This is a genomic window from Pseudomonas sp. MONT-RG-20F-20-E-7-02, from assembly GCF_022662395.1.
In the GTDB taxonomy this organism is placed as follows: Bacteria; Pseudomonadota; Gammaproteobacteria; order Pseudomonadales; family Pseudomonadaceae; genus Aquipseudomonas.
Window position 1 is genome coordinate 94,083 of record NZ_JAKNQN010000009.1, and the last position, 16,237, is coordinate 110,319.

The window sequence follows — 16,237 nt, forward strand, 5'->3', positions numbered from 1 at the left end:
TCAGGGAGTTCAAGCCCACACCTATAATTAAACCATGCGGTTTTATCATGGGATGTATTGAATATCAGCCTTCCCCTCAAACACGTATTTCTTACCTACTTCTTTTTCATAAACCGCCGCGATCGTCAGTGCTTGATGATCGCCACCATCGGTCACTATCACAGTAACTTTCCCGGCCAAAGAGCGCTCGTCCCCGTCGCCAGCGAACCGCAATCCCCAAGGATGATCTGCGGCGTATTCAAAATTATAGGTTTTACCGTCTTCAACGTTCTCTGGGTAAACAATTGCCAAAATGGGTTTGCCTTTATTGTCAAAGGCCACGAAATTGTTTGCGGCCCCTTCAACCTTATCCAAATTAAACTCAAGGTGAGGTTTATCTCTGTAGGTAACTTTCAGAATTGCCGAGCCTTTGAACGGACTTTTAGTCGCCATTTCCATCTCCCGCTTAATGGGTATTTAAAGTAACGGTCTCTGCGCGCTACTTCACCCAGTAAACAAGAGCCTCCCAAGCTTTCCTACTGTTAAAACTAACAGGTATCGGAGAAACCTGACCAACGGTAACTACTGCGCCATACCTAATTCACGCTTGACCATCTTCGCCAACTTCACGCTATCAATCGGCTTGAGCAAAAAGTCCACCACACTCAAGTGCATCGCATCGATCACATCCGGCGCCTCGGCGTCCCCCGACATGATGATGATCGGCAACGCCGCCCGCTCGGACTCGCGCACCTTTTCGATCAGTTCAAGGCCGTTGCTGGGTTCCATGCGCAGGTCAGTAATCAATAGACCAATCGAGCTACTGGTTTTCAACAAATCCCACGCTGCCTCACCACTGTCAGCCGTCATGCAGCGAATGCCGTCCAGGCCCAGGATCTCCGCCAGCAGTTCACGCGCGTCCTTGTCATCATCAACAATCAACACGCGTTGTGGCGGTAAATCAGGCTCCAGCATCACAGCGCTCAGCGCCTCGCGCTCGGCATCGCTCAAAATATCGTGGTCGGACATACGTTTCTCAGCAGTTCTCATCAATCTCCCAGCACACTCGTCAGACATCTGCAGAAGGGCGAACAATGTGCACTTCGTCGGAAAGTTTGCCTAGTGGGTGTTCTACGGGGTTTGGACGATAGTCATGTAAGGTTTTTCCCTAGTCGCCCATCGTTTTACCGCTACCTAGACTTACGTCCAATGGGCACCCAGGGCGCGGGGGCTGACCATAAAGGACGATAACGACAAGAAACTGCGGTCACTGTTATGAGTAAAGCTGATGCTTTCACCCAGGCGGGAAAAACCGCCGTGTTGCAGAACATCCACGGCACCCTGCAATTCCTGCAACGCTTCCCGCCGTTCAACCAGATGGAACACGCCCACTTGGCGTTTCTGGTGGAACAGTGCCAATTGCGCTTCTACGGTCCCGGCGACAGCATCCTCAAGCCGTCGGGCGGGCCGGTGGAGCATTTCTATATCGTCAAGCAAGGCCGAGTCGTCGGCGAACGGCCGGACTCCACCCAAACCACCTTCGAAATCACCACCGGCGAGTGTTTCCCCCTCGCCGCGCTGCTGGGCGAACGCGCGACCCGCACCGAGCACAAGGCCGCCGAAGACACCTTCTGCCTGCAACTGAACAAGCCGGCGTTTATCAAGCTGTTCGCGCTCTCCAGCCCGTTTCGCGATTTCGCCCTGCGGGGTGTCAGCGCACTGCTGGACCAGGTTAACCAGCAGGTGCAGCAAAAAGCCGTGGAAACCCTCGGCACCCAGTACTCGTTGAACACGCGCCTGGGCGAATTGGCCATGCGCCATCCGGTCACCTGCAACCCGACCACGCCGCTGCGCGAGGCGGTGACGCTGATGCATGAGCAGCAAGTCGGCAGCATCGTGATTGTCGACGAGCATAAGGCGCCTCTTGGGATATTCACCCTGCGCGACCTGCGCCAAGTGGTGGCCGACGGCACCAGTGATTTCAATCAGGCCATCGAAGGCCATATGACCCAGGCGCCATTCTTCCTGACGCCCGACCACAGCGCCTTCGACGCCGCCATCGCCATGACCGAGCGACACATCGCCCATGTGTGCCTGGTGAAAGACCAGCGCTTGTGTGGCGTGGTGTCCGAGCGCGACCTGTTTTCCCTGCAACGGGTGGACCTGGTGCACCTGGCCCGCACCATCCGCAATGCGCCGCGAGTAGAAAACCTGGTGGCGATTCGCGGCGAGATCGGCCAACTGGTGGAACGCATGCTCGCCCACGGCGCGTCGTCCACGCAGATCACCCACATTATTACGCTGCTCAACGATCACACCGTGTGCCGGGTGATCGAACTGACGCTGGCCGACAAAGGCGACCCCGGCGTGCCCTTCAGCTGGTTGTGCTTCGGCAGCGAAGGCCGCCGCGAGCAAACCCTGTTTACCGACCAGGACAACGGCATTCTGTTCGACGCCAAGGACGCCGCCGAAGCCGCCGAAATTCGCGGCCGCTTGTTGCCCCTGGCGCAGCAGATCAACCAGAGCCTGGCGCTGTGCGGCTTCAGCTTGTGCAAGGGCAACATCATGGCCGGCAACCCCGAGCTGTGCCTGTCGCGGGCTGAATGGGCGCGGCGTTTCGGCGCGTTTATCCGCGAGGCGACGCCTGAGAACCTGCTGGCCTCCAGCATCTATTTCGATTTGCGCGTGGTGTGGGGCGACGAACAGGGCTGCGAGCAATTGCGCCAGAGCGTTCTGGATCAAGTCGCGGATAACCGGCTGTTTCAACGCATGCTGGCCGAGAACGCCCTGCGCCAGCGCCCGCCCGTTGGGCGCTTCCGCGATTTTGTGCTGACGCGCAAAGGTGGCGAAAAGGCCACCCTCGACCTCAAGGTGCAAGGCCTCACGCCCTTTGTCGATGGCGCGCGCCTGCTGGCCCTGGCCAATGGCGTCCACGCCAATAACACCTTGGAGCGCCTGCGCCAGCTGGTGACCAAAGAGGTCATCGAGCCCCTGGACGGCGCCGCGTACGAAGAGGCCTATCACTTTATCCAGCAAACCCGCATGCAGCAGCACCAGTTGCAAACCCGCGAGAACCAGCCGTATTCCAACCGCGTCGATCCCGACAGCCTCAACCACCTGGACCGGCGCATCCTGCGTGAATCCCTGCGCCAGGCCCAGCGCCTGCAAAGCAGCCTGACCTTTCGGTATCAACTGTGAGCTTGTTCGACTGGCTGCGTACGAAAAAGCCAGGGCTAGACGCAGAACAGCAGCGGCGCCTGGCGCAACTGCCCAAACCCGCGGTGCTGGGCGACGGCGCCTTACGCAGCCAGCGTTGGGTCGTGGTCGACCTGGAAACCAGCGGCCTGAACCTCAACCGTGACCAGGTGCTGTCCATCGGCGCCGTGGTGATCGAGGACGGCGCCGTGGATTTCTCGCAGATGTTCGAGCGCACCCTGCACCGTGCCGAAACCAAACTCAGCCCCAGTGTGTTGATCCACGGCCTCGGCCCCAGTGCGATTGCCGCCGGCAGCGACCCGGCCGAAGCGTTGCTGGAGTTCATGGCGTTTGTTGGCGACAGCCCGTTACTGGCATTCCATGCGCCGTTCGATCAACACATGCTGTGCCGCGCACTCAAGGACAGCCTGGGTTATCGCCTGGCGCATCCGTTTCTCGACGTCGCCGACATCGCCCCGTTGCTGTGCCCCGAAGCGAATATCCGCGAGGCCGGGCTGGATGACTGGATCAACCACTTCAAGCTGCAGGTCGGCGAGCGCCATCACGCCAGCGCCGACGCCCTGGCCACGGCGGAGCTGATGCTCATCCTGTTGAGTCGTGCGCGCCAGCAGCACATCGACTCTCCGCAGGCGCTTCAGGCGCGCTTGAGCCAATGGAAACGGCGCAAACAAGCCCCCTCTTTCTAGCGGGACGCGGAGCGTCCAGTGAGGCATTCCCACGCAGAGCGTGGGAACGATCGCCCGACAGACGCCAATTGCGCCCACTGCTTGCCTCTGACACAATCGCGAATAATTCTCGTTAGTTTAAACCTCTTGTTTATTCGGTGATGCCTTGTCGTCGGTCCAGACCCCGCACAGTGAGCTTGTTGGCGCGTTGTATCGCGACCATCGCGGCTGGCTGCTGGCCTGGCTGCGCCGCAACGTGGCCTGCCCGAGCCGCGCCGAAGACCTGAGCCAGGACACGTTCATGCGCCTGCTGGGCCGTGAAGAACTGCGCGAACCCCGCGAGCCCCGCGCGTTTCTGGTGGCCATCGCCAAAGGGTTGCTGTTCGACTATTTCCGGCGCGCGGCGCTGGAACAGGCCTATCTCACCGAATTGATGTTGATCCCGGAAAGCGAACACCCGTCGCCGGAAGAACAGCAACTGATCCTCGAAGACCTCAAGGCCATCGACCGCCTGCTCGGCAAGCTGTCGAGCAAGGCCCGCGCCGCCTTCCTCTATAACCGCCTCGACGGCCTGGGCCACGCGCAAATCGCCGAGCGCCTCGGCGTGTCGGTGCCGCGCGTGCGCCAATACCTGGCCCAGGGCATTCGCCAGTGCTACGTCGCACTGTACGGCGAGCCGTTGTGACGGTGATCAGCAGCAAACCGGTGTCGGCGCGTGTGCTGGATGCCGCGATTGCGTGGCAACTGTCCCTCGACTCCGGCGACGGCAGTGCCGTGGAACAGGAAGAATTCGCCAAATGGCTGGCCAGCGATGAAGAACATGCACGCGCCTGGCGCCAATTGGGCATGCTCGACCAGCGGTTCAGCGTGGCCGCAGGCCCGGCGCGGGCGGCGCTGTTGCAGTCACGCGAAGGCATTCGCCAGCGCGTGCGCAAGCTGGGGCGCGGCGTGGCGAGTATCGCGCTGGTCTGCGGCCTGGCGTTGTTTGCCGGCGAGCGTTACGTGCCGATCCACTATTGGCTGGCCGACCAACGCACCGCCACCGGCGAGCAGCGCACCCTGAAACTGGCGGACGGCACGCTGATCAACCTCAACACCCACAGCGCCATCGACGTGCGGTTTGATGAAAAACGCCGGCTGATCGTGCTGCAGGAAGGCGAGATTCTCGTCGAGACCGGCCATAACGATGCCCGCCCGTTTTATGTCCAAACTCGCGACGGCAGCCTGCGCGCATTGGGCACGCGGTTTATCGTCAAGCGCGAAGACGACGCCACGCGCCTGAGCGTGCTGCAGTCCGCCGTGGCCGCCCAGCCTGAGGCGCTGCACAAGGAACAGATTTTCAAGCAAGGCCAGCAAGTGCTGATGCGCAGCGACGGCCTCGGCCCGCTGCTTGCCGTGACGCCCGCCACCGACGCCTGGACACGCGGCATGCTGGTGGTCGACAACGCTCGCCTGGGCGATGTGATCGCGGAACTCAGCCGCTACCGCACCGGCTATCTGGGCGTGAATAAAACCGTCGCCGACCTGCGCATCACCGGCAGCTTCCCGCTGCACGACACCACGCTGGCGCTGAACGCGTTGCTGCCGACCTTGCCGGTGCAGATTGAGCAGCACACGCCGTGGTGGGTGACCGTGACCGCCAAGCCCTGATTTTTGTGTGGCCTGAGCCATCGCTATCGCAGGCAAGCCAGCTCCCACATGGGAATGCATTTCAAGGTGGGAGCTGGCTTGCCTGCGATGGGGCCCTCAAGACCACCCTGAAAAATATTTCCACCCAGCCCTATCACTTTTTGAATCTCGCTCGGCACATAGGCAATTGCGAATTACTTCCATTCAGGAGCCGCCCTATGTCCCGCACGCTAGACACCTTGTTGCGCCCCAGCCTGTTAGCCGTGGCCATTGCCCTCAGCGCCCCGCTGGCCAGCACCACGCTGATCGCCGCGGAACAGGCTTCCAGCGTGCGCGCCTACAACCTGCCGGCGGCGCCGTTGGCCAGTACCCTGAACCAGATCGCCAGCCAGGCCGGCCTTGCGCTGACGCTGAATCCTTCGCTGGCAGCGGGCAAGACCTCGGCACCGGTCAAGGGCCAGTTCGATGCACAGGGCGCGCTGCGCGAGGCGTTGCGCGGGACCGGGTTGCAGTTGGAGCAGAGCAGCGCCGGGACGTTTACGTTGGTGGCGATTCCGGAGGGGGTTGTGGCGTTGCCTGAGACGAGCATCATTGCTCAGGGCAACACCGAAAGTGCCTGGGGCCCGGTGACAGGCTACTTGGCAACGCGCACCGCCGCTGGCACCAAGACCGACACCGCACTGGTCGAAGCACCGCGTTCGATCTCCGTCGCCACACGGCAGCAGATGCAGGATCGCAACGTCCAGAACCTCGATGACGCGGTCAAATACATGCCCGGCATCGTCTCTTCCAGCTATGGCAGCGACACCCGCTACGACTGGATGCGCGTGCGCGGTTTTGAACCCACGCAATTCCTCGACGGCCTGCCATTGCCGCGCGGTGTGTACGCCAACCCGAAAGCCGAAACCTGGAACCTCGATCGCCTGGCCTTGCTGCGTGGCCCGGCCTCGTCGATCTACGGCCAAACGCCACCGGGCGGCCTGCTGGACATGGTCAGCCGCCGCCCCAGTGCTGAATCGAGCAACGCCGTCCAAGTGCAATACGGCAGTGACAACTACCGCCAGATCAACTTCGCCAGCACCGGCAAAATCGATGATGAAGGCCAGTTCCTTTATGGCCTCAGCGGTGTAGTGCGCGACGCCGGCACCCAGGTCGACCACATCGACAACAAGCGCTACAACATTGCGCCGAGCCTGACGTGGAATATCGACACCGATACCAAGCTGACCTTCCTGTCGCAGTTCACTCGGGACGATACCGGCACCACCAGCCAGTTCATGCCGATCCAGGGCACCAAGATCAAATCGCCACTGGGCGAGGTTTCCCACCACAAGAACCTGGGCGACCCGGACTACGAGTTCTACGACCGTACCTACTACGCCTTGGGCTATGCGTTTGAACACCGATTCAACGATACCTGGCAGTTCAAGCAGAACCTTCGCTACACCAAATCGGAGTTGGATTTCCGGCAGCTGACCGTGGGCTCCTACATCTACTCCCCGGCAGATGCGGAGGGCAATATCAGCCGGTCGACCACCAACGTCGACGAAAGCATTGGCCAGTTCGCGGTGGACAACAACTTCCAGGCTGACTTCGCCACCGGCGACATCAGCCATACGTTGCTGCTGGGCCTGGATCACCAACGTACCGATACCTCCTATCGGGCGATCTACGGCACGGCGTCAAATATCAACATCTTCAACCCGATCAACACCCAGCCGACGTTGCGCCCGACGGGTGTGCGACCTTTTTACGACTACAACCAGAAAACCGTGCAAACCGGCCTCTACGCGCAAGACCAGATGGCCCTGGACAACTGGCGCCTGACGGTAGGCGGGCGTGAAGACTGGGTGCATCAGGGCACCACCTACTTCAATGACAACGATGCGACCAACACCGACCGCATCAAACACTTCAGTGGCAACGCGGCGCTGAGCTACGTGTTCGACTCGGGCTTCGTACCATACTTGTCCTACGCCGAGTCGTTCCAACCAGCGAGCAACGCAGATACAAATGCTTCCAAAACCTTTAAACCGACTGAAGGCAAGCAATGGGAAACGGGGGTGAAGTACCAGCCGCCCGGCTCAAATACACTGCTGAGCGCGGCGGTCTATGAACTGACCCAGAAAAACGTGCAGGTGACCACCCTCGGCGCGGGCGGCCAGCAAATCAACAGCCAGACCGGCGAAGTGAAGGTCAAGGGACTGGAGCTGGAAGCCGTGTCTGATGTGACCGAGAACCTCAAGGTCATCGCCGCCTACACCCTGGCAAAATCCGAGGTGCAAAAAGGCATCTACAAAGGCAACCGCCTGACACTCATGCCCAACCAGCAAGCCTCGCTGTGGACTGACTACACCTGGCACACCGGCGTACTTGACGGTTTCGGCATCGGCTTCGGCGCCCGCTACACCGGCAACACCTACGGTGACCAGGCCAACACCTGGCTGGGCAAGGCCAATGCCTACACCCTCTTCGACGGCGCCGTGCATTACGACCTGGGCCGCCTGGACAACAGCCTCAAAGGCGCATCGGTGAAGTTGAACGCCACCAACTTGTTCAACAAGGACTACCTTTCTACCTGTGACGGCAACTACTGCTACTTCGGCGACCAACGCAGCGTCGTCGCCAGCGCCACCTACCAGTGGTAATCGGCTGAGTTAATAACCAGGCCGTCCTCCGGGGCGGCTTTGGTGTGTCTGAAGGCTAGAAAAATGAAAAGCAAAACCATCCGCCGCTGGTCCTTCATCCACACCTGGACCAGCCTGATCTGCACCGTCTTCCTCCTGCTGCTGGCCCTCACCGGCCTGCCGTTGATCTTCCACCATGAGATCGATCACCTGCTGGGCAACGAACCCGAACTGGCGCAGATGCCTGCTGACACCCCGCAGCTGAACCTCGAGCAACTGGTGGCGAAAGCCCAGGCGCATCGCCCCGGTGAGGCGATGCAATACCTGGCGTGGGACGAGGACGACAAGAACGGCGTGATCGCGATCATGGCCGCCACTGCCGGCACCGAGCCCAATTCGTCGCACACCTTCATGCTCGATGCGCGCACCGGTGAAGCCGTGGAAACGCCGGCCGCCAACGGTGGGCTGACGCTGTTCCTGCTGCGCCTGCACGTGGACATGTTTGCCGGCCTGCCGGGCAAGTTGCTGCTGGCGTTCATGGGCATTCTGTTTGTAGTGGCGATTGTCTCGGGCACGGTGCTGTACCTGCCCTTCATGCGCCGCTTGAAGTTCGCCACCGTGCGTCAGGACAAGTCCACGCGCCTGCGCTGGCTCGACCTGCATAACCTGATCGGCGTGGTCACGCTGACCTGGGCGTTGGTGGTGGGCGTGACCGGTGTGATCAGTGCCTGCGCCGACCTGATCATCGCCGCCTGGCGTCAGGACAGCCTCAGCGCGATGATCGAGCCGTACAAAAACGCGCCACCGCTGACCCAACGCGCACCGGCCACCGAGCTGCTGAGCATCGCCGCCAAAGCCGCGCCCGGCATGCAGCCGGACTTTATCGCCTTCCCCGGCACGCGCTTTTCCAGTGAGCACCATTACGCGGTGTTCATGAAGGGCAGCACGCACCTGACCTCGCACTTGCTGACGCCGGTGCTGATCGACGCCAGCACCCTCGCCGTCACGGCCATCGCCGAGCGGCCCTGGTACATGGACGCCATGGGCATGTCCCAGCCGCTGCACTTTGGTGACTACGGCGGCATGCCGATGAAGATCCTGTGGGCGGTGCTGGATGTGCTGACCATCATCGTGCTCGGCAGCGGCGTTTACCTGTGGATCGTGCGGCGCAAGGCGGCCAAGGCATGAAGCCGCGTCAGTCGAATTTCTGGAAGGTGTTTGGCATTCCGCTGGGCATTGGCGTGCTCAGTGCGGCCGGGTTGTTTGCAGCGTTGCTGGGGGATGGGCTGTGGGATTCGTTGAGTTGGGCCGGGTTGGGGGTTCCTGCTGTGATTGGTGTTTGGGCGTTGTTCAAGCGGCGCGGCTGAGGACGCCATCGCAGGCAAGCCAGCTCCCACATTTGACTGCGTTCACAATTCAAAAAGTGGGAGCTAATCCACTCGCCAGCCACTGAACAACCCTCTAGGCTAGCCACTGCCCATTTCGAGGAATGCCCATGTCCACGCCCAGCATGACCTTGTTCCACAACCCCGCCTCACCCTTTGTGCGCAAAGTCCGCGTGCTGCTGACCGAGACCGGCCAGCAGGACCGCGTGGCCTTGCACGGCTGCATGCCGACGCCGGTCAACCCGGACGCGCATCTGGTACAGGAGAACCCCGTGGGCAAGATCCCGGCTCTGCGCCTGGCCGACGGCTCGGTGCTGCACGACAGCCGGGTGATCCTCGATTACCTCGACCACCAGCATGTCGGCAACCCGCTGATCCCCCGTGACGGCTCCGCCCGCTGGCGCCGCCTGACCCTGGCTTCGATGGCCGACGGCATCATGGATGCCGCCGTGCTGGTGCGTTACGAGACCGCCATGCGCCCGGCAGACAAGCACTGGGCCCCATGGCTGGATGAGCAGCGCAACAAAATCCGCCGCGCTGTCGCCGAACTTGAGGCCAATGCGATTGCCGAGCTGGCCAGCCACTTCGATATCGCCGCCATCAGCGTGGCCTGCGCCTTGGGTTACCTCGACTTCCGCCACCCTGATCTGCAATGGCGCACCCCGAATCCCCAGCTTGCCGATTGGTACGCCAAGGTCAGCCAGCGGCCTTCGATGCTAGAGACCCAGCCCCCAATCTGACATTCACCCCAATACACTGTGGGAGCGGGCTTGCCCGCGATTGCGGCGTGTCATCCAGCACCTCTGTTCCTGACCCACCGCCTTCGCGGGCAAGCCCGCTCCCACAGTGGAAGGTGGTGGCGTTGAGGAAGGTGGCAATGCTTGCGGCCAACTGCGCACCCACCTGCTGATCTTCCCGTAACCCAATCATTGCCCCGCCTCCAGATCAACCTGCACCTTGCGCTTGCCCACGCCATACCAATCCAGTTTGCGCGTCAGCACCATCACCGTGCCCAGCAGGCCGAACAACAGCAGCGAGCCCATCAGCAGCGCGTAATCCTCGGCGCTCAGCAGCCCGTACAACAGGCCATACAGCGCCGCCAGCCCCGCCGAAAACCCCAGGCCATGGGCAACACTGCGCAGCACATGGCACACGTAGAAACCAATCAACAACACGCAGGCACTCGCCGACAGCAGGTACGCCAGGCCAAAGCCGATGTGCTCGGACAACGACAACAACAGCAGATAGAAGAAGGCCAAGGCAAAGCCCACCAACGCGTATTGAATCGGGTGCACCGCCAGGTTCTTGAGCACTTCGAACAGGAAGAAGCCGGCAAAGGTCAGGGCGATAAACAGCAGCGCGTATTTGATCGCGCGGTCGCTCTTGAGGTACTGGTCCACCGGGTCGATGAAGCTCACGCCAAAGCTGCGGCTGTTGAAGTCGTCACACACCTTGTCCCACTCACAGCCGCGCAGGGTTTCTTCCAGGTTGGTGGAGAAGAACGTGGTCTGCCAGTTGGCGGTAAAGCCTTGCGCGGTGACCTCACGCTGGGCCGGCAGAAAGTTGCCGATAAAGCTGGGGTGCGGCCAGTTCGAGGCCAGCTTGACCTGGCTGGTCTTGCCCACCGGCACCACTTGCAACTGCTCGGTGCCTTGCAGGCGCAGGTCGAAGGCAAAATCCAGCGGGGCCGGTTTTTTGCTGTCTTGTTCAGGCAGCATTACGTGCACGCCTTCACCCAGCCATGCCACTTGGGAGCCCGGCGAAAACTCCAGACGCTGGCTGCCCAGCTCCAGTTTCAACGCATTTTCGATGCCGCGAATATCGTTGATACCCACCGCCAGAAACGCCGGTTCAAAACGATAGTCCGCAAAGTTTTCCGTAATGCCCAACTGCGCAGGCAGCTCAAAACGCCCGCTGATACGGTTGTCGGCATGGAACAGCCGCGCCTGGTAAATGCCCCGCGAGCGCAGCTCGGTTTGCACCTTGCCGTCGAGCTCAAACTGCTCCGGCAGGAAATACAGACGACCCCGCACTTCGCTGACTTGCTCGTAGCGCTCGTTGAGTTTTTCATTGAGCTTCCACTCACGGACGGTCTTGCGATACGGCACCACCATCACCGGGCCGGTGAGGCGCTGGCTGTAGCTGGAGCTGCGGGCGATGTCCATCAAGACGTCGTCGCGCGTCTGCTGACGGTCGCTGATGATGCCGTTGATCATCAGCAATGGAATCAGCAACAGCAGGATCAACAGCGCAATCGCGCCAAGTTTGAAAAGCAAGCTGCGGTTCATAGGGCTCTCCCTGTTTTGATAGGCAGAGAGTGAGCCGCGCCTGTGGGAGATTTATGTGGGCAATGTGGAGACTGTGTGGAGATGCAGCACCACTTGCACGCCGCCAGGCACATTGCCGATCTGCAATGCGCCGCCGTGCAGCTTCATCACTTCTTCGACAAAGTTGAGGCCCAGGCCGGTGCTTTTACGCCCGCTGGCCGGGCGCGGCAAGGAGTAGAAACGCTCACTCAAACGCGGCAAGGCGTAGTCGGGAATCGGCGCGGCCTGGTTGAACAGGCTGACCTGCACGTCGTTGTGCTGAGTGTGCGCACTGAAGCGCAAGGTGCCGCCCGCTGGCGTGAAGTCCAGGGCGTTGTCCAGCAAGTTGCCCAAGGCCTGGCGCAACAGGAAAGGCTCGCCGAACACCTTCACATCCGCGGCAATCGCCTGTTCGACGTGCAAGCCGGCGCCTTCAATACGTGCGCATTGGGCCTTGAGCACCTCGTCGACCAAGGTGGCCAGCGGCATGCTTATTTGCTCTTCCAGGCCTTGGCGCTGTTCCACTTGGGCCAGGTTCAGCAAGCGTTCGATCAACTGCTGCAAACGCGCGCTTTCACTGTCGATATTGCCGACAAAGCGCTGCTGCTGCTCGCGGGTCATGTCGCCCTGCAACAGCTCCGCCGCGCCGCGAATCGCCGCCAGCGGGCTTTTCAGTTCATGGGTCAGGGTGTGCACGTAATGCTCGACGTAGGCCTTGCCCTCCAGCTGCGTGCGCATGTGCTCCACGGCGGTGGACAGCTGCTTGAGTTCACCACCGCGATAATGCGGCAGCTCGGCGCGCCGACCTTCGCTCACCGCCTGGGCATACGCGGTCAACCGGTGCAACGCACGGCTCAGCCACCAGGACAACAGCGCGCCCAGCAGCAGGCCCAACACCACCAGCCCGGCGCCGTACCACAGCAGGCGATGTTCGGTGCGGTCGACATAGGGCTGCAACGAGCTGTTGGGCTTGGCCACAGTGACCACGCCGATGATCTGGCCGTTGTCGCGGATCGGCGCGCCCACGTGCATCACCGACGAGTTGGGGTCATCCAGTTCGCTTTTGGTCGACCGCGCGCCATATTCGCCGCGCAGCGTCAGGTACACGTCATTCCATTTGGAATAGTCCTGGCCGACCGCCTCGCCCGTGGAGTCGAGCAACACAATGCCCTTGGCGTCGGTGACGTAGATGCGGTGGTTGACCTGGTTTTTCGGCAGGCCCCAAATGGTCGCACCCGGTTGCCGGCTGCCGTAGGCCTTGAGCAATTCCGGCCAGTGGCTCTGGCCGAGGGTGCCGTTCTTCACGTCCAGCCGCAGTATTTCGGCCAGCAGGTTGGCCGTGTCCACCAAGGTTTCTTCGGTGGATTGGCGCACACCGGGGCGGATTTCCTTCATCACCGTGTTGAGCACGAAGTAGCCGGTCAGGCCGATAAACAGCGCATACACCAGGAAAATCCGCAGCCCCAGGCGCATCAGCTGTGGCTCGGGCTGTAGCTGTAGCCGAGACCGCGATGGGTCTGGATCGGCTCGGCATCGGCGGCCACGCTTCGCAATTTGCTGCGCAGGCTTTTGATATGGCTGTCGATATTGCGCTCGTAGCCGGCGTCGGCGGGCACGCCCACGGCATCGAGCAATTGCTCGCGGCTGAACACGCGCTCGGGTTGCTCGAGCAGGCTTTGCAGCAGGCGGAACTCATGGCGGGTCAGGCTCAAAGGCTGGCCGCGATACTGGATTTGCATGCGCTCCAGGTCGATCTGAAACACGCTGGGCGCCACACCTGGGACGACGCGTTTGAGGATCGCCCGCACCCGCGCCGCCACTTCCCGTGGGCTGAACGGCTTGACCACATAATCGTCGGCGCCGATCTCCAGGCCCACCACCCGGTCAATCTCGGCATCCCGCGCGCTGAGGAACATCACCGGTACTTCGCTGAAACGCCGCAATTGTTTGCAGGTTTCAAAGCCGCTGATGTCCGGCAGGCCGATGTCGAGGATGATCAAGTCGGCGGGCGTCTGGCGCTGGTGGGCCAGCGCCTCCTGGCCGAGGCTCAGCCAAGTGGTGGTGAAGCCCTCACCTTGCAGGGCGAATATCAGCGTGTCGGCAATCGCCGCCTCGTCTTCGACAATCAGGATATGCGGCATGTGGGTCCGTCAGCAGTCCGGTTTGTCGGCAGTGTAACGACGCGCCGGGTTCACCGCTGCACCGAATTCACGCAGGGCCTTGGCGCCGATCAGCAGCGGGTAGTTGAAGCTGCTGCGGTCGGTGAGGTTGACCTCGACGGTACGCTTGACGTTGCCCAGGCACATTTCCAGATCAATCACCGGGCGCTTGGCCACGGTGGCTTCGTCCTTGTCATCGTCTTCGTCGGCGCGGCTCTTGATCTTGCTGATGCGCGAGACTTTGTGTTCGTAGACTTTGTTGGAAGCGTCCTTGCCGCCGAGGCGGAAGCGCACCCAATCGTCGCCATCGCGGGTGAAGGTCTCGATGTCTCGGGCCGACAGCGAAGCAGTCAGCGCGCCGGTGTCCATCTTGGCCTTGAAGGTTTCGCCGATCTCCGGCAACTGGATGTATTCGTAGCGTCCGTAAAGGGTCGGTTCGGCAGCCATGACCGGCAGAGCCACTAAGGCAAACACAGCAAGGAGCAATTTCACGAAGTGATTTCCTCGAAAGAAGTAGGCGGATTCTAGACCGCAAAAGCAGCACTTAGTTAGCCCCGCCATCAGCAGCTCGTTCCCACGCTCTGCGTGGGAATGCAGCCTTGGACGCTCTGCGTCTGCTCTTAAAGGCTTGACGCAGAGCGTCACTGGCGACGTTCCCACGCATAGCGTGGGAACGATCAGCATAGCCTTCACATTGTGAAACATTCGTACGGCGATTTGCGATTTGGCCTATAGGCCAGGCTTGCTTATCATGACCCGCCCACAGAATTCCAAGAGTTACTTATGCGCCGCCTGCTCACCGGCTGTTTCGTCACCCTGCTGCTACTGCTCAACACCCTGGTGCTGTTTGGGCCGCTGATGGTGTTTGCCCTGCTCAAGCTGGTAGCGCCGGGGCGCTATCGCGACTATGCCTCGTGGGCCGTGATGTGGATCGCCGAGACCTGGGCCGAAATCGACAAGCTGATCTTCGCGCTGTGCATCCCGACCCAGTGGGAGATTCGCGGCGGCGGCGACCTGCGCGGCGACACCTCTTACCTGGTGATCAGCAACCATCAATCCTGGGTCGACATTCCGGCGCTGATCCAGGCGCTTAACCGGCGCACGCCGTTCTTCAAATTCTTCCTGAAAAAAGAGCTGATCTGGGTGCCCTTCCTGGGCCTGGCCTGGTGGGCGCTGGATTACCCCTTCATGAAGCGCTACACCAAGGCGTTCCTGGCCAAACACCCGGAGCTGGCGGGCCAGGACCTTAAAATCACCAAAGAAGCCTGTGAGCTGTTCAAGCGCCAGCCGGTGACCGTGGTGAACTACCTGGAAGGCACGCGGTTCAGCGAGGCCAAACGCAAGCAGCAGGCTTCACCCTTTGCGCGGCTGCTCAAGCCCAAGGCGGGCGGCGTGGCGTTCGTGCTGGCGGCGCTGGGCGAACAGCTGGATGCAGTGCTCGACGTGACCGTAGTCTATCCGCAGCAAAAAATTCCGGGGTTCTGGGATTTGATCAGCGGCGCGGTGCCGAAAGTCATCATCGACATTCGCACCCGCGAGCTCGACCCGGCGCTGTGGCAGGGCGATTACGAGAATGATCCGGCGTTTCGCCAGACCGTCCAGAACTGGGTTAACCAGCTCTGGATGGAGAAAGATGCGCGCATCGAACAACTGCGCGCAGAGCGTATTTAGCTGCCAGTGCCCCAGGCCGAGGCCAGTTTGCCCAGCACCGACGCGTTGGCGCCCTGGCCGCCCAGGTATTGCAGGATCACGGGCGCAAACTTGCCGATCATGCTGCTATCCATACCCAGTGCGCTGAACGCAGTGTTCAGGTCGCTGGTGCTCTTCACGTTACCCAGCAGGCTGTCCAGGCCGCTGGTCTTGCTGCCGCCGCTCTGGCCGAGCAGCCCGCTCAAGGCGCCGAGGCTGCCCAGGGAATTGCTCCCCGAGAGTTGATCCAGGCCGGGCACGCTCTTGCCCAGTTGCGAATAGTCATTGCCGCTCAGTTTGTTTTTGGCCAGGCCCAGCATCGCGCCGGTGCCGCCGACGGCTTGTTCGGGGGTGACGTTCAGTTGCGAGGTCAAGGCGCTCAGCAGGCCTGCGGTCTGGGAACTCGGCGCTGCGGCAGCGGCCTTGTCATTGCTGCCCTGGGCACCGGAGACGGCGTTAGCCACGTCGCCGAGGCTGAAACCTGCCGCAAACACCGGGCTGGCAGCCACGGTCATCAGGCAGGACAGGGCAAAACCGCGTGAAATCTTCATCAAGACAACCTCTGAATGTAAGAGCTAAAAG

Annotated in this window: 16 protein-coding genes; 9 read left to right on the plus strand and 7 right to left on the minus strand. The window is 61.3% G+C overall.

Translation table 11 applies throughout. The annotated features are described in order from the left end of the window. Window positions 1–45 precede the first annotated feature (45 nt). Window positions 46–432, minus strand: coding sequence for a hypothetical protein (locus L8I05_RS24015; RefSeq protein WP_242171782.1), 387 nt, complete (start codon window positions 430–432; stop codon window positions 46–48). A gap of 129 nt (window positions 433–561) precedes the next feature. Further along, window positions 562–1,008 (minus strand): response regulator, encoded by a 447-nt coding sequence (locus L8I05_RS24020; RefSeq protein WP_177017926.1) that lies wholly within the window; start codon window positions 1,006–1,008, stop codon window positions 562–564. A 246-nt stretch (window positions 1,009–1,254) separates the two neighbouring features. Between L8I05_RS24020 and L8I05_RS24025 the strand changes: the two genes are divergently transcribed. The 8 genes from L8I05_RS24025 to L8I05_RS24060 all read left to right on the plus strand — a co-directional run bounded on the left by L8I05_RS24025 (window position 1,255) and on the right by L8I05_RS24060 (window position 10,241). Continuing rightward, window positions 1,255–3,177: a putative nucleotidyltransferase substrate binding domain-containing protein gene (locus L8I05_RS24025; protein WP_242171783.1), complete on the plus strand. Its 1,923-nt coding sequence runs from the start codon at window positions 1,255–1,257 to the stop codon at window positions 3,175–3,177. Next, a complete protein-coding gene (locus L8I05_RS24030) occupies window positions 3,174–3,881 on the plus strand; it encodes a 3'-5' exonuclease (RefSeq protein ID WP_242171784.1) in 708 nt (235 codons plus the stop codon). Before L8I05_RS24025 ends, L8I05_RS24030 begins: the two co-directional genes overlap by 4 nt. Window positions 3,882–4,026: 145 nt before the next feature. Continuing rightward, window positions 4,027–4,545 carry an RNA polymerase sigma factor gene (locus L8I05_RS24035; RefSeq protein WP_242171785.1) on the plus strand — a complete coding sequence of 173 codons (519 nt, stop codon included), beginning with the start codon at window positions 4,027–4,029 and terminating at the stop codon, window positions 4,543–4,545. After that, window positions 4,542–5,510, plus strand: a complete 969-nt coding sequence (locus L8I05_RS24040; RefSeq protein ID WP_242171786.1) for a FecR family protein — start codon at window positions 4,542–4,544, stop codon at window positions 5,508–5,510. Before L8I05_RS24035 ends, L8I05_RS24040 begins: the two co-directional genes overlap by 4 nt. Before the next feature lie 197 nt (window positions 5,511–5,707). Beyond that, window positions 5,708–8,137 (plus strand): TonB-dependent siderophore receptor, encoded by a 2,430-nt coding sequence (locus L8I05_RS24045; RefSeq protein WP_242171787.1) that lies wholly within the window; start codon window positions 5,708–5,710, stop codon window positions 8,135–8,137. A gap of 63 nt (window positions 8,138–8,200) precedes the next feature. Beyond that, entirely contained in the window at window positions 8,201–9,304 is a 1,104-nt protein-coding gene (locus L8I05_RS24050; RefSeq protein WP_177017922.1) for a PepSY-associated TM helix domain-containing protein, read from the plus strand. After that, window positions 9,301–9,483, plus strand: coding sequence for a DUF4175 domain-containing protein (locus tag L8I05_RS24055; RefSeq protein WP_242171788.1), 183 nt, complete (start codon window positions 9,301–9,303; stop codon window positions 9,481–9,483). Before L8I05_RS24050 ends, L8I05_RS24055 begins: the two co-directional genes overlap by 4 nt. A gap of 128 nt (window positions 9,484–9,611) precedes the next feature. Further along, window positions 9,612–10,241, plus strand: a complete 630-nt coding sequence (locus tag L8I05_RS24060; RefSeq protein ID WP_242171789.1) for a glutathione S-transferase — start codon at window positions 9,612–9,614, stop codon at window positions 10,239–10,241. Between the two features lie 186 nt (window positions 10,242–10,427). Here the strand turns inward: L8I05_RS24060 and creD are convergent, their stop codons facing one another. From creD to L8I05_RS24080, 4 genes are read right to left on the minus strand one after another with little or no spacing between them, the layout of a single operon-like run. Next, complete coding sequence (creD, locus tag L8I05_RS24065; RefSeq protein ID WP_242171790.1) at window positions 10,428–11,789, minus strand: cell envelope integrity protein CreD; 1,362 nt, start codon at window positions 11,787–11,789, stop codon at window positions 10,428–10,430. Window positions 11,790–11,840: 51 nt separating this feature from the next. After that, a complete protein-coding gene (creC, locus tag L8I05_RS24070) occupies window positions 11,841–13,280 on the minus strand; it encodes a two-component system sensor histidine kinase CreC (protein WP_242171791.1) in 1,440 nt (479 codons plus the stop codon). Then, complete coding sequence (creB, locus tag L8I05_RS24075) at window positions 13,280–13,948, minus strand: two-component system response regulator CreB (RefSeq protein ID WP_242171792.1); 669 nt, start codon at window positions 13,946–13,948, stop codon at window positions 13,280–13,282. Before creB ends, creC begins: the two co-directional genes overlap by 1 nt. 9 nt (window positions 13,949–13,957) lie before the next feature. Next, window positions 13,958–14,458 (minus strand): ATP-dependent zinc protease, encoded by a 501-nt coding sequence (locus tag L8I05_RS24080; protein WP_242171793.1) that lies wholly within the window; start codon window positions 14,456–14,458, stop codon window positions 13,958–13,960. Window positions 14,459–14,749: 291 nt separating this feature from the next. On the opposite strand from L8I05_RS24080, the gene L8I05_RS24085 reads away from it, so the two are divergent. After that, complete coding sequence (locus L8I05_RS24085) at window positions 14,750–15,637, plus strand: acyltransferase (protein WP_197626556.1); 888 nt, start codon at window positions 14,750–14,752, stop codon at window positions 15,635–15,637. Here L8I05_RS24085 and L8I05_RS24090 read toward each other — a convergent pair. Continuing rightward, complete coding sequence (locus tag L8I05_RS24090; RefSeq protein ID WP_242171795.1) at window positions 15,634–16,206, minus strand: DUF2780 domain-containing protein; 573 nt, start codon at window positions 16,204–16,206, stop codon at window positions 15,634–15,636. The genes L8I05_RS24085 and L8I05_RS24090 overlap by 4 nt on opposite strands. Window positions 16,207–16,237: the final 31 nt, after the last annotated feature.

Bases quoted from the DNA above. Each gene is read 5' to 3' on its own strand.
- L8I05_RS24015 (WP_242171782.1), bottom strand. From the start codon at position 432: ATGGCGACTAAAAGTCCGTTCAAAGGCTCGGCAATTCTGAAAGTTACC.
- L8I05_RS24020 (WP_177017926.1), bottom strand. From the start codon at position 1,008: ATGTCCGACCACGATATTTTGAGCGATGCCGAGCGCGAGGCGCTGAGC.
- L8I05_RS24025 (WP_242171783.1), top strand. From the start codon at position 1,255: ATGAGTAAAGCTGATGCTTTCACCCAGGCGGGAAAAACCGCCGTGTTG.
- L8I05_RS24045 (WP_242171787.1), top strand. From the start codon at position 5,708: ATGTCCCGCACGCTAGACACCTTGTTGCGCCCCAGCCTGTTAGCCGTG.
- L8I05_RS24050 (WP_177017922.1), top strand. From the start codon at position 8,201: ATGAAAAGCAAAACCATCCGCCGCTGGTCCTTCATCCACACCTGGACC.
- L8I05_RS24055 (WP_242171788.1), top strand. From the start codon at position 9,301: ATGAAGCCGCGTCAGTCGAATTTCTGGAAGGTGTTTGGCATTCCGCTG.
- L8I05_RS24060 (WP_242171789.1), top strand. From the start codon at position 9,612: ATGTCCACGCCCAGCATGACCTTGTTCCACAACCCCGCCTCACCCTTT.
- creD (WP_242171790.1), bottom strand. From the start codon at position 11,789: ATGAACCGCAGCTTGCTTTTCAAACTTGGCGCGATTGCGCTGTTGATC.
- creC (WP_242171791.1), bottom strand. From the start codon at position 13,280: ATGCGCCTGGGGCTGCGGATTTTCCTGGTGTATGCGCTGTTTATCGGC.
- creB (WP_242171792.1), bottom strand. From the start codon at position 13,948: ATGCCGCATATCCTGATTGTCGAAGACGAGGCGGCGATTGCCGACACG.
- L8I05_RS24085 (WP_197626556.1), top strand. From the start codon at position 14,750: ATGCGCCGCCTGCTCACCGGCTGTTTCGTCACCCTGCTGCTACTGCTC.
- L8I05_RS24090 (WP_242171795.1), bottom strand. From the start codon at position 16,206: ATGAAGATTTCACGCGGTTTTGCCCTGTCCTGCCTGATGACCGTGGCT.